Raw genomic sequence first — 13,002 nt, 5'->3', positions numbered from 1 at the left:
GATGATCTATCCAGTGCAAAAATGGTGGGCAGCGCACCGCCCACCATATTGAAAATTAATAGCCTTTTTGAACGCGTCCAAAGGTTTTGGACCACTCAGCTTCGTTGCCATTCCAGTAATCTGGGTTCGCAAAGGTCAAACCATCCAACTTGCCTGTTGCGTCAAACGCTGGCAGCGTTGGGATTTTTGAACCCAAATCAACTTTTGATGGATCAAGCGCTGGCGGATAGTTTTGCGCTTCCGCAACAGCAATTGATGTTTCAGGTGCCAGCATAAAGTTGAGCAATTCCTCAACTTCCGCCATTGGCGAACCTTTCATCACGAACAAGCATTCCTGCCAACCAAAGCCATTTGGCGGATCGTAATAGCCAATATCATGACCTTGCTCTTGCAACGCATAAATCCGGCCTGACCAACCTTCAGTGACGTAGATTTCCTCTTCCGCCAAAAGGCTCATCAATTCAGCACCTGAACCCCAATATTTCAAAGCCAGATCGCGGTGCTGGCGAATAGCATCCCAAACCGCATCCATATCTTGGATATTGTTCGGGTCTTGGTCTGTTTGCAGCGCGCCATACCAAATGCGGGTACGCCAATCGCTCCAACCGCCAATTTTGCCTTTATATTTCTCGTTGAGGAGAATGCGAGCACCTTGCTCTTTCATCTCCTCGTCAGAAATATATTTACGGTTATAGGCCAAGCCTGTGGTGCCATAATCATACGGCACGCATGACAATTGATCGCCAGAAACTGTACGATAAACATCAACAAGTTTCGGAATAACAATATCCAAGTTTGGGATATTGTCGCGGTTCAATGAAGATGAGAAACCAAGATTGTGGTAGCGGGCATAGTCAAAAACACCAGACAAGTGCGCAATGTTATATTCGCCTTCTTGCGCGGTTTTCACCCGAGCGAGATATTCGTCGCCACTGCCGAAAGTGCCATCGACCACTTCAACACCAGTCTTTTTGGTGTATGGATCAAACGCTTTCGCGCGGAACGCTTCTGAAACAACGCCGCCCCAACCATCAAACCGCACTTGGCTTACATCTTGAGCAAACGCCATGTTACTAAATGGCATCTGCACGCCATAGGCTGCACCAGCAGCACCCAAAAGGCCAAGAAATTTCCGGCGGCCAATATCGCCATTGCCAAATCTCTCTCTTAGCCGTTCATATCTTTTTGTATCGTCCATTCTATCCTCCCTAGGTGGTATTCGATTCAAAAAACGTGACGCTATCTGTTGCGTCGCGCGGCAGACCAGCGGGCCACCGCAATGCCAATCAATGGCAAACCTGTTGTCAGCATGATCATCACAGCCCCCAGCGCATTGATCTCCGGTGAAATGGAGTTGCGCAGCATGGCAAAAATCTGTGTCGGCACGGTCTCAACCCCGCCCGGCTTCCAGAACAATGTGCCAGTGATATCATCAAATGAAATGGTGAAGGCAAAGAGCCCGCCCGCCATCACCGCTGGCATAATCAGCGGCAAGGTGATTTGAAAAAATGCTTGGATTGGTGACGCGCCCAAGCTGCGCGCAGCTTCTTCATAATCCTTCTTCACCGCCACCAAACGCGCCTGCACCACAAGCACCACAAATGGCAGCGTAAAAATTACGTGTCCCATCAACAGCAAAAAGAAGCTTTTTGGAATATTGAGCATTTGCAGGAACAACAGCAGCGAAACCGCCAGCACCACCTCGGGCACCAAAATTGGCGCGATCAACAAAGTGCTGATGCTGTTTTTACCGGGAAAATCATACCGCACCAATGCCAGCGAGGCCAAAACGCCAATGGACGTGGAAATCAGCGCGGTCAATATGCCGAGCGTTAATGAAGTTTGGAATGCCCGGACAATTGCATCATTTTCCCACAAGGCCACGAACCAACGCAAGGAAAGTCCCGTCATCGGAAACGCGCCGAACTGGTTAGCGTTAAAGGCAAGAATAATCACCACCGCCACGGGCAAAAACATGAAGCTATAGACCAGAATGGTCCATGCACGAATAAGGGGCCAACCACGCATTATCCGATCCCCTTTGCAATCTGTCCAAGTCCCATAAAGCGGTTGTAGGTAAGGACCACGGCACCCAACACGACCAGCAGCATCAAGGAAAGAACTGCGCCAAGCGGCCAGTCGAGCTGCGTAATGATGGCTTCAAAGACCAGGTTGGCAAACATGGCATCGGTGGGACCGCCAAGTATAACCGGGGTGATATAGGTGCCTGCGCCAAGCACAAAGCACAACACTGAACCGGCTGCCAAACCTGGAACTGAGAGCGGAAGCGTAACTTCCCAAAATGTTTGCATGGGGTTCGCCCCAAGAGAGTTCGCCGCATCTTCCAACGCGCGATCAATCCCATCGAGGCTCACATATGTGTTAAGGATCATGAAGGGCAGCAAAAAATGCACCAAACCCAAAATGACGGTCGTTTCGTTATAGAGCATTTGGATCGGCTCATCGATCACACCAATTGCCAGCAAAAGCGAATTGAGCGCACCAGACACGCCCAAAATATTTATCCAGCTCATGGTGCGGATAATATAGCTGACCCAGAAAGGCAGCATCAAAAGCAACAGTAGGAACCCACGATTCACACCGCGGGCCCGCGCCACAAAATAGGCAACTGGATAGCCAACAATCGCACACACAATAGTGGTGATGGCGGCGATCCGCACGGTACTGATCAAAATGTCGAGATAAAAGCGATCGGTGAGCGCATCGCGCCAATTTGCAAATGAGAACGCCGCTTCAACGCCCCCAACCGAAGTGCGCAACCAAAATGAATAGACCACGATGAACATGATCGGCACCACCAGCAAAAGAGCAATGGTCACCAGCGCTGGGGAGAGCAGCACCCATGGGGCCCTCTTTTCACTTTGCTCAATTGTTGCCATTAAACTCCTCCGATGGGGTAAGGTTTGGACATACTCAATCATAAATCAAATAGATATTTACAATTCCGATTATTGATTTAATCTATAATGATGGATCGAGACGCCGAAAACCTTGCAAGACACTTGGATTGGAACCTGCTGCGCATGTTCGTGGTGCTGGTCGATGCGCGCTCAATTACACTGGCGGCATCCAAGCTGGGCCTACAACAACCCAGTGTTTCGTCGGCGCTCAAACGGTTGGAAGAAACCTTGGGGCGGCAATTGATCGAACGTGGGCCGGGCAAATTTCGCGTCACCGATGCCGGACAACAGCTATATCGCGAGGCTGTGGATATCAACGGATCAATCCTCCGCCTCTCGACCTTGATGCGCGATATCACTGAAACCGTACAAGGCCATGTCAAAATAGCCATGGCCAGCCATGTTTTGTGCCCGTTTTTCGATGATATCTTGGGGGATTTTCATATCCAACACCCCAAAGCCACAGTGGAAATTATTGTTGGCCCAAGCCATGACGTGATCGAACAGGTGGTCTCGCGTCAAGCCAGCTTCGGCATTTGCCTTGTTTATCACAAGCACCCAAAGCTGCATTACCAACATATGTTCCGCGAACATTTTGGCCTGTATTGCGGCCCCAAACATCCTCTATTTGGCAAACCCGACCTCACCACAAATGATTTGGCGGGCAACAATTGGGTTTCGTTCACCACCGACCAATTGTCCGATGTGCTGCGCCCTGTCACTTTGTTGCGGGCAAAAGCCGCGCCGCAGGATGCAATTGTTGGCTCCTCCGCCAATTTGGAAGAAGTGCGACGCATGATTCTCTCGGGTTTGGGCATTGGCCCCCTGCCCGTTCACGTGGCCAAGCGCGACGTTGAAATGGGTTATTTGCACCGCCTACCGCCCTATCAGGACCCGCCAGAAATCGACGTTTATGTGGTCACCAACCCAGCAACAAAGCTCAATCGTGCCGAGCAACTATTGCTGACTGAGTTGTCCGAACGCATAGAGTCGATCCCGCTCGAAGATCGCATCTTCGGCGGATAGTCTAAACTTATCAACGCCTTAGCCGCTACTCGCCAAAGTGGATTGACAAATTCGGCCTGCTGCTTCTTATTAGAAGACAGATGGTTCCAGGGCGTTCTAACGACAAACTGGATGAAAAGGGAATATGGTGCGATCGACCCAAACAGGGGATCAAGTCCATAGCTGCCCCCGCAACTGTGAGCGGATAGCGATCTGAAGTCACCACTGGCCAAGCGCCGGGAAGGTTCAGACATCGCAACGACCCGCAAGTCAGGAGACCTGCCATCGCATAATGTCAACCATCATCGGGCGGGGTGTCCCGGTAAGGAGTAGCGATGAATATCCTTATGGCCATTGGGCCAATTCAAAATTGCTGTGCCGTACCCACCCTAGGGAGCGGACAATGCAATTTGAAATCTTCCTAGTTAGTGCAAGTTACGTATCAAACCGCAAATTTGCGGCATTAGCAGAAACTTTAAAGGCGGCGAATGATACGCCGTGCGAAGTGGTGCGCCTTGAGCACCAAGGTGACCATATGTTCAATGCGCTGGATCGTGCATTGGCGGACGGCGCGACACGCATCATGCTGCGCCCTATTGGCATTCCGTTTTCGCAAAGTCTGCGCAAATGGGTGCCCAACGCAGCGGCAGACTGGCTCACGCGCCAGCCAGCGGATCAAGTCGAATTGGCCATGGCAGCCGATCTTGATGAAGATCAGGAATTGCTGAAACTGGTGGCCAACCGCCCCTATCGTGCCGATCCCATTGCGCCGAAAATTGATGGCATGAATGGCAAAGGTTGGGATGAGCCGCCTGCCTATGAACATCATTTACTGGTGTGCACTGGCCCACGCTGCCATATGCGTGGCAGTTTTGGGCTGCTCGATCCGCTAAAAGCTGCAGTGCAGCAAGCGGGCCTCAGCTCAAAATGCCTGATTGCCACAACGGGCTGCCTGTTCCCCTGCAACAATGGCCCCGTGGTCGTCCACTATCCCAAGGGAGATTGGTATCAGCTCAACTCGGAACAAGAAGTTGCTCGCTTTGTCGATGATGTGCTGATCCATCAGCGCAACTCACCATTGCGCCTCCCGTTCGCACCGACACCGGCCGAACCGTTGCCCGAGAAAGTAATGCTGCATGCCGACGAGTGAATTCGAGCTCAAAAAATAACAGGCACTTCACACTTGCCGAACAAACAATACGTAATGTAATAACATTACAATAAATCAAATTAAAGACAGAGTTATGATCAAACAAATTGCACTTTCCGCCGTCATCTCCACACTTTTGGCATTGCCAGCATTTGCCGAAACAATTGAATATGAAAGCTGTGGCGTGCCCGTCACTATTGAAAAAGCGCCCACACGTGCCATCACCCTTAACCAGCAGGCCACCGAAGTGATGCTGGCGCTCGGGTTGGAAGATCAAATGGCAGGCACCGCCTATTTGGAAGATGAGATTCCAGCACAATGGCAGGCCGCATATCAAAAAGTACCCGTTATCTCAGACAAATACCCAGCCAAAGAAGTGGTGCTTATTGAAGAACCTGATTTTCTTTTTGCGGGCTTTGTTTCGGCTTTTGCCGAAAAAAATGTCGGCACGCAGGAAGAGTGGAACGAACGCGGCGTCGCCACCTATTTGGTAAATGCCTCCTGCGATCAATATAATCCCAAAAATGTCCCTGTGACGACCGCACCTATCCTCAAAGATATTGAAGTCATCGGCAAAATTTTCGGTGTTGAGGACCGTGCTGCAAAACTTATTGCGGAGACATCAGCCCGCATTGAAAAGGTTCAAACCCTGAATCCAGGCGCGGGTCGTTCGGCATTCTTTTATGACAGTGATGCCGACCCCGTTTACACGGCTGGCTGTTGCGGTGGGCCTGCCCTTTTGATGAGAATTTTGGGGCTAAAAAGCATAACTGAAGACATTGAGGGCCGTTGGGTCAATGTGGGTTGGGAACATGTTGTGCAACATGATCCAGAACTCATTGTGATCAACGATGCCGTATGGTCCACCGCGGCCGAAAAAATAGAGAAGTTGAAAAACGATCCAGTGCTTTCAGATTTGGATGCTGTGAAGAATGAGCGTTTCCTGATCATTCCATTTTCACAAACAGTGCTGGGCATGCGCTTCACTGATGGCGTGGAAAATCTAGCGCAACAAATCGCAGATCTGGACCAGTAAAATGTTTGCGGCGCGTTACCCTCTACTGACCATCGGCGCCAGCATCGCTTTAATCGCGATGCTGATCGCTGGCGTATTTTGGGGCACCGCGCCAATTCCGTGGCAAGAAAAATTAGCCGTGCTGCTGCGCACACCAGACGCGAAATCCAGCCTCACCGCCATCATTTGGGAGTGGCGTATGCCACGCGTACTCGCATGCGCTTTGGTGGGGGCTGCCCTATCTTTGAGCGGCGCGCTTATTCAAACCGCGTTGCGCAATCCCCTCGCCGATCCCTATTTATTGGGCCTATCCTCCGGTGCCTCGGCCGCGGCAGTTGCCGCCATTATCTGGTTGCCTGCAGGTATAGTTGCGGCGTTCGGCCTGCCCCTAATCGCCTTTCTCGGTGCAGCAGCCGCCTTCGGCTTCACCCTTTTGATGGCCTATAACCGTGAACGGCCCATGGATCGCCTGCTGGTGATCTTGGCGGGTGTCGCTGTCTCTTTGCTGTTTCAATCCTTCACCGCGTTCTTGCTGCACATCTCAGAACCCAACGCCACAAAAACAGCTCTAAATTGGCTAATGGGATCAGCCGCAGGCACCAGCTGGAATGAACTGCCGCTGATCGCCATCGCCACCGCCATCATCGCAGCGATAGCGATGACGCAACACAAACAGCTTGATGCCTTGCTTATGGGCGATGCCCGCGCCACTTCCTTGGGCGTGGCCACCTCTCCGCTGAAGCTCGCCATCTTTCTGGCCACGGCACTTTTGACCGGCTTAAGCGTTTCCATCATGGGCATTGTCGGCTTTGTTGGCCTTATCGTGCCGCATTTGGCGCGGCAGCTTTGCGGTTCAGCGCACAAAAAGCTTCTGCCCTTGGCGATGCTGCTAGGGGCGTTTATCCTCACCTTCACAGATTTGCTGTGTCGCACGCTACTCGCGCCGAGTGAATTGCCACTTGCCGTCCTGCTAGCCCTATTCGCCACGCCGCCATTTATCTTTATTCTGAGGCAAACACGTCATGTTGCATAAAGCCAATATCACCGCTGCCACCAATGTACTCTCGCTCAATCGCGTTGGCTTTGAGATCGGCGGCAAACCTTTGGTGGAAGAGTGCACATTTGATGTGCCCACCGGCAGCTTCTTAGGCCTTCTAGGGCCAAACGGGGCGGGCAAATCATCACTATTGCGTTTGCTCTATCGTGAGAAAAAACCGTCAAGCGGCAGCATTTCTGCTTTTGGCGCGCCACTGGAAAGCTGGAGCCGCAGAGCATTTGCCGCAAAGGTGGGCACCGTGCTGCAAGAAAAAGCGCAACTGGCCGGGCTCACCATTGAGCAGGTTGTCGCCCTTGGGCTTTTCCCACTAAATTGCCCCAAATCAGACGAGCGGAAACGCGTTCAAGACGCCCTTGAGTTGGTTGAACTGTGGGACCGTCGTGAAGAGAATGCCGGCTATCTTTCTGGTGGCGAGCAACAGCGACTATTTTTCGCGCAAGTGCTGGCGCTCGATCCTGATATCTATTTGCTAGACGAGCCCAACAACCATTTGGATATCTATTTCCAAATACGTCTGCTGGATCACATTAAGGCCAAAGGCAAAACTGTCATCGCGTCATTTCATGACATCAATCTCGCTGCCCGCTATTGCGACAATGCAGTGTTGATGCATGAAGCAAAAATGGTCGCAACTGGCTCGCTAGCGACAGTGCTTTCGCCCGAACGATTAGAGCGCGTCTACCGCGTCAACGCCCGGTTTGCCGATAGTGCCATCGCAATAAACGCGCCCGTAGTTTAAGCGCAAACTGTTCAGCCTACAAAGAACCGCTAATGCTAGCGCACCACATAAACTGAACAGGTAGAGTGGCGCACTACGCGCGCCGCATTTGGCCCCAACAAAAAGTCGCGGAAATCGGGCTTGTGTGCGCCGATCACGATGAGGTCTGTGCCCGCTTTATTGGCCGTGCGCAAAATCTCTTCATACGCATTGCCAACAGAAACGATATGCCGCACCTCTTTATTGGCTTCCGCCCCCACGACACTCTCAGTGACTTCAATCAAATGATTGTGCACGGCTTCTTTGACCTTCTTGGTGTGGTCAGCATCAAAATAGCTGCCCACAACACTCATGCCATAGTCGGGCACCACTGTAATCACATCAAGGCGCGCATTATCCATCTTTGCCAAACGGAAAGCTTCTTCCAAAATGTGTTTTTCGTCTTTGGGCCGATTTATGTCGACCGCACAAAGGACTGATTTACTCATTATGCATTCGCCTCCCTCAACGATTTTGCACGACGTGATTGCAAGAATGCGACAAACGCCAAGAGAATAAATGTTGGGATAAACATCAATTCTTGCGGCAATTGTTGCACGCGCACTTTCGCTTCCTTAAGCGTCACAGGTTGATCGCCATAGAAATCAAAGTCGCTCATCTTGTCAAAATATGGTGTGCCGGGGAACGGTTCTTCCATCAGCAAATTGTCGCCATCTTCCATGAACGCCAATCCAAGTGCATCAAGGCGCTCATCAGCGGTTGCCCCTTCAGTGAAGGTCAACACCAGCGTGCGTTCTTTCGGCTCGCCCGTATCAAAGTCTGGGCCGCTCACCACAATCCGCATTTCTTTATCCGCATCAACAGAACCCACTGTTTCGCTAAAGGCAGCAGGTGCCACATCGCGATAAGGAGGTTGGATTTGATCCATAATGAAATCGGGGCGGAACAATGCAAAGGCAATCAAGATCAATGCAAGGCTTTCCCAAATCCGGCTCTTAGTGAGGAACCAGCCCATGGTACCCGCGGTGAAGACCAATATGGCTATGGTCGCCACCACAAAGACGATTATGCCCTGCCACCATGTCACATCGATCAACAACAGATCTGTGTTGAAGATGAAGAAGAAGGGCAGTGCCACTGTCCGCAATGAATAGAAGAACGCGATGAAGCCCGTGCGGATGGCATCGCCACCCGAAACAGCCGCAGCTGCAAAACTGGCCAGCCCCACCGGGGGCGTCACGTCCGCCATGATCCCGAAATAGAACACAAATAAGTGGACGGCGATCAAAGGCACAATCAAACCAGATTGCGCACCCAGCTCAACAACTACGCCAGCCATCAAGCTGGACACCACAATATAGTTCGCGGTGGTCGGCAAGCCCATCCCGAGGATAAGCGATAGCAAACCTACAAAGACCAACATCAAGATCAGATTGCCGCCGGAGATCAGCTCAACCAAATCAGCCATCACTTGGCCAATACCGGTCAGCGTCACGGTGCCAACAATGATGCCCGCAGTCGCTGTTGCCAGACCGATGCCGATCATATTGCGCGCGCCTTCGATCAAACCAGCAACCAGGTCCATGACGCCCAATTTGACCTTCTCACCATAATCGCCCGCATTGCGGAACATGGCTTTCAACGGCCGCTGCGTCAGCAAAATAACGAACAATAGTGAGGTTGCCCAAAAGGCAGAAAGGCCCGGTGATTTTTGCTCGATCATCAAGAAGTAAACCAGCACAACAATCGGCAACAGATAATAGAGGCCAGCTTTATAGATCTCCGCAATTTCAGGCAGTTCTACAACTTCTGCATTTGGATCATCTGGTTCCAGATCATCTGTTTTTGACGCCAGCCAAACCAATGCCACATAGGCAAGGAACAGCATAAGAGCCAAAATCCAGCCTGAGTTTTCAGGCACCAAAGCTGTCACCCAGCGCACCGGATATTGCACACCATAACAAAGCGCTGCAAAGCCCGCGAAGAACGCAGCCATGCCACCAATAGTGCGGCCAACAGAAACTACTTTATTGCCCAAAGTCGGCATGTTGCGTTTCACCGCTTCGAGGTGAACGATGTAAACCAACGCAATGTAAGAGATTGCCGCTGGCAAGAAGGCATGGGTAATCACTTCCACATAGGAAATGCCCACATATTCCACCATCAAAAAGGCAGCAGCGCCCATAACCGGAGGCATGATTTGCCCGTTCACTGATGACGCTACTTCAACCGAACCGGCTTGCTCGCTGGAGAAACCAACGCGCTTCATCAAAGGAATGGTGAACGTACCCGTGGTCACCACATTGGCGATGGATGAACCTGAGATCAAACCTGTCGCCGCAGAACCGACAACCGCCGCTTTCGCCGGGCCGCCTTTGAGGTGACCCAATGCGCCAAAGGCCATTTTGATGAAATAATTGCCCGCGCCAGCCTTATCCAATAGCGCGCCGAACAACACAAACAAGAACACGAACTTCGTCGATACGCCCAAGGCAATGCCAAACACACCTTCGGAGGTGATCCACATATGGCTCATTGCTTTTTTCAGCGATGCCCCTTTCCAGCGCATCACTTCGGGCACCCAATCAGATGAGCCGAAGAATACATAAAGCATGAAGATGGTGGCGATAATCGCCATCGCGGGCCCAAGCGCCCGTCGCGTGCCCTCAAACAAGATCAAAATACCAACAAGGGCAACCCACTTGTCCGTATCGTCAGCCAGCCCGCCGGCGGCGACAATCTTGTCGTAGAAAAAGAAACCATAAAGCGCGATCAGCGCCCCTAATATGCCCAAAACCCAGTCCTGCACTGGAATTTTGTGGCGGGGGCTCGATTTAAGCGCCGGATAAGCCATAAAGGCCAAAAACAAAGCAAACGCCAAATGCAATTGGCGTGAGTTATTAATCAAATCACTGGGTAAAATATAGTTGGAAAGCGGAGAAGCCAGCGTCACCTGATAGATCGACCAGACCAATGCAACAGCTGCCAAAAACAAGCCAACCGCACCTTCCGGATTTCGCGACCCTGCGTCGCTCGACGCCACCAAATCCTGCAGCTCGGCTTCGCTCAGCCCGCTGCCATTACCTGAATTTTTGACCATTATCTCCCCCTTCGAAAAACTTAAGGCCAAGCTCGAAAAAAGCTGGGCAAAACGCGCAATCCCCAAGCGCAGCATTTAACTATGCCGCAAAAAAGGACAGGGGCGCAAATTGGCCCCTGCCCGTCTGTTGATAAGTCTGGCTTATTCAATCCAGCCTTGTTCGCGATAATATTTCGCGGCGCCATCATGCAATGGAGCTGAAAGACCTGCTGTTGCCATCTCTTTTGGATCAAGATTTGCAAAGGCAGGGTGCAATTGTTTGAAGTCTTCAAAGTTTTCGAAAACTGAGCTTACAACCGCATAAACAGCGTCTTCAGACACAGCTGTTGATGTTACGAAAGTCGCACCAACACCAAATGTTGAAGTGTCTGCATCGTTGCCACGATACATGCCACCAGGAATGGTTGCTGTACGGTAGAATGAGTTGTCAGCGATCAATTTTTCAACTGCGTCGCCATCAACATTCACCAATACTGAATCACAAGCTGTTGTTGCTTCTTGGATAGAACCAGATGGGTGACCAACGGTGTAAACCATCGCATCAATCTGGTTGTCGCAAAGCGCAGCAGACTGTTCAGCAGCTTTCAACTCTGTTGCCAAAGCGAAATCGCCAGTTGTCCAGCCTTTCGCATCCATCAACACTTCCATCGTGCCGCGTTGGCCAGAACCCGGGTTACCAATGTTAACGCGCTTACCTTTAAGGTCGTCAAAGTTGGTTACGCCTGAATCGGCACGTGCAACAACGGTGAAAGGCTCAGGGTGCACAGAGAATACTGCACGCAACTCTTCAAACGGACCAGCTTCTTCAAAGCGTGATGTGCCGTTATAAGCGTGATATTGCCAGTCAGACTGTGCCACACCAAATTCCAATTCGCCTTCGCGAATGGTGTTGATGTTGTAAACAGAACCGCCAGTAGATTCTACTGAGCAGCGAATGCCGTGATCTTTGCGGCCTTTATTGACCAAACGACAAATCGCACCACCTGTTGGGTAGTAAACGCCGGTAACACCGCCGGTACCAATGGTTACGAACTCCTCAGCTTGAGCAGTCGGCACAACCATTGCACCTGCGATCGCCGCTACGGCAAGAGATTTAAGGTACTTATTCATGTAAGACCTCCCTTTAAGGTTTAGACTAGTTTTAAGCACTCCAGGTTTCCCCGAACTGTTGATTAAGGCATTCGACTTCGAAAATTCGTTGTTTCGCCGCCTTGCCTGATCCCGCCACAAGCATTCCGATGATTGTTTCAATCAACACAATGGTTGCCGCGTAGGATGAGAAAAATTGTGGGCTATCCGTCGCCACAATAAACCCAGTGTCAGCCTCTGCCAGCACCGGGCAAGAATGGGTGTCGGTGATCACAATCACTTTCGCCCCCATCCGCGCTGCTGCTCGCACCCCTTCTATGGTGCGGCGCGCAAATGGTGGTTTTGTGACAACCAACAAAACATCGTTTTTATTTAGCGCAGATATCTCCGCGCCCAGAGACGCCCCGGCGCGTCCGGCAATGCGCCAATGGTCGGTAAAATAATTGGCCAAATAAGCCATATATTCCACAATACCGGTGGAGCTGAGCGACCCGAGCAAAAGCACATTGCGCGCATTGTTCAAATAACGCACCGCCTGCTGCAAACGGTCCTGCGGAATATTTTGCGTCAACTGCCCAATATTGGCCGCGCAAGCCGCAGATTGCCTGTTCAAGAAAGGTGTTTGATCGCCACCAATAGCGTCTTGCTGCAATCGGGTGGCCTTGTCAGTCATGTTGGAAACACTGCGACCAAGCGCACCGCGCAACATTTCCCGCAACTCTTCATAATTGGAAAAGCCCAACGCCCGCGCCAAACGCGAATAGGTCGCAGGGGAAATATCGCTCGCTTCAGAAATCGACCGGAGGGAGCGCGTGGCCGTATCAACTTGATTCTTGACGATATAGTCTGCCGCCGCTTTGAGCTGCTTGCTCAAACCGCCATATTCCGCTGCCAGTCGTTCTTCAAATTGAACCACTTGCCAATCGTCCTCGTTGATCCCTCTTTGC

At 51.4% G+C, this 13,002-nt stretch carries 12 protein-coding genes and 1 riboswitch; of the genes, 5 read left to right on the top strand and 7 right to left on the bottom strand.

Annotation, left to right across the window (positions count from 1 at the left end; genetic code table 11):
* Positions 1–55: 55 nt before the first annotated feature.
* The 3 genes from ACP15Y_RS08060 to ACP15Y_RS08050 are packed head-to-tail and all read right to left on the bottom strand — an operon-like array spanning position 56 to position 2,900.
* The gene (locus ACP15Y_RS08060) at positions 56–1,198 is read right to left on the bottom strand and encodes an extracellular solute-binding protein (RefSeq protein WP_424982548.1); all 1,143 of its coding nucleotides are present in this window, start codon (positions 1,196–1,198) and stop codon (positions 56–58) included.
* A 41-nt stretch (positions 1,199–1,239) separates the two neighbouring features.
* Positions 1,240–2,028: an ABC transporter permease gene (locus ACP15Y_RS08055; protein WP_424982547.1), complete on the bottom strand. Its 789-nt coding sequence runs from the start codon at positions 2,026–2,028 to the stop codon at positions 1,240–1,242.
* Positions 2,028–2,900: an ABC transporter permease gene (locus ACP15Y_RS08050; RefSeq protein ID WP_424982546.1), complete on the bottom strand. Its 873-nt coding sequence runs from the start codon at positions 2,898–2,900 to the stop codon at positions 2,028–2,030. Before ACP15Y_RS08050 ends, ACP15Y_RS08055 begins: the two co-directional genes overlap by 1 nt.
* Positions 2,901–2,987: 87 nt before the next feature.
* Here ACP15Y_RS08050 and ACP15Y_RS08045 point away from each other — a divergent pair, with 87 nt between their 5' ends.
* The 5 genes from ACP15Y_RS08045 (at position 2,988) to ACP15Y_RS08025 (ending at position 7,887) form a co-directional block, all read left to right on the top strand.
* Entirely contained in the window at positions 2,988–3,947 is a 960-nt protein-coding gene (locus tag ACP15Y_RS08045) for a LysR family transcriptional regulator (RefSeq protein ID WP_424982544.1), read from the top strand.
* A 64-nt stretch (positions 3,948–4,011) separates the two neighbouring features.
* Positions 4,012–4,227, top strand: a riboswitch (cobalamin riboswitch).
* A 102-nt stretch (positions 4,228–4,329) separates the two neighbouring features.
* On the top strand, positions 4,330–5,076 hold the full coding sequence (locus ACP15Y_RS08040) for a (2Fe-2S) ferredoxin domain-containing protein (RefSeq protein ID WP_424982543.1): 747 nt from the start codon (positions 4,330–4,332) through the stop codon (positions 5,074–5,076).
* A 94-nt stretch (positions 5,077–5,170) separates the two neighbouring features.
* Positions 5,171–6,112, top strand: a complete 942-nt coding sequence (locus ACP15Y_RS08035; protein WP_424982542.1) for an ABC transporter substrate-binding protein — start codon at positions 5,171–5,173, stop codon at positions 6,110–6,112.
* Between the two features lies 1 nt (position 6,113).
* Positions 6,114–7,124: a FecCD family ABC transporter permease gene (locus ACP15Y_RS08030; protein ID WP_424982541.1), complete on the top strand. Its 1,011-nt coding sequence runs from the start codon at positions 6,114–6,116 to the stop codon at positions 7,122–7,124.
* Positions 7,114–7,887: an ABC transporter ATP-binding protein gene (locus ACP15Y_RS08025; RefSeq protein WP_424982540.1), complete on the top strand. Its 774-nt coding sequence runs from the start codon at positions 7,114–7,116 to the stop codon at positions 7,885–7,887. The genes ACP15Y_RS08030 and ACP15Y_RS08025 overlap by 11 nt, the downstream gene beginning before the upstream one ends.
* 35 nt (positions 7,888–7,922) lie before the next feature.
* On the opposite strand, the gene ACP15Y_RS08020 is transcribed toward ACP15Y_RS08025, so the two are convergent.
* From ACP15Y_RS08020 to ACP15Y_RS08005, 4 genes are all read right to left on the bottom strand, one after another.
* Positions 7,923–8,354, bottom strand: coding sequence for a universal stress protein (locus tag ACP15Y_RS08020; protein ID WP_424982539.1), 432 nt, complete (start codon positions 8,352–8,354; stop codon positions 7,923–7,925).
* Positions 8,354–10,966, bottom strand: a complete 2,613-nt coding sequence (locus ACP15Y_RS08015) for a TRAP transporter permease (protein WP_424982538.1) — start codon at positions 10,964–10,966, stop codon at positions 8,354–8,356. The genes ACP15Y_RS08020 and ACP15Y_RS08015 overlap by 1 nt, the downstream gene beginning before the upstream one ends.
* 141 nt (positions 10,967–11,107) lie before the next feature.
* Positions 11,108–12,076 carry a TAXI family TRAP transporter solute-binding subunit gene (locus ACP15Y_RS08010; RefSeq protein ID WP_424982537.1) on the bottom strand — a complete coding sequence of 323 codons (969 nt, stop codon included), beginning with the start codon at positions 12,074–12,076 and terminating at the stop codon, positions 11,108–11,110.
* Positions 12,077–12,107: 31 nt separating this feature from the next.
* The gene (locus ACP15Y_RS08005) at positions 12,108–12,971 is read right to left on the bottom strand and encodes a MurR/RpiR family transcriptional regulator (protein WP_424982536.1); all 864 of its coding nucleotides are present in this window, start codon (positions 12,969–12,971) and stop codon (positions 12,108–12,110) included.
* Positions 12,972–13,002 lie beyond the last annotated feature (31 nt).

Origin of the sequence: Maritalea sp. S77 (assembly GCF_049801075.1) — a bacterium.
Lineage (GTDB): Bacteria > Pseudomonadota > Alphaproteobacteria > Rhizobiales > Devosiaceae > Maritalea.
Note: the sequence above shows the minus strand (reverse complement) of the source record. Positions and strands in the feature narration are given on the sequence as shown.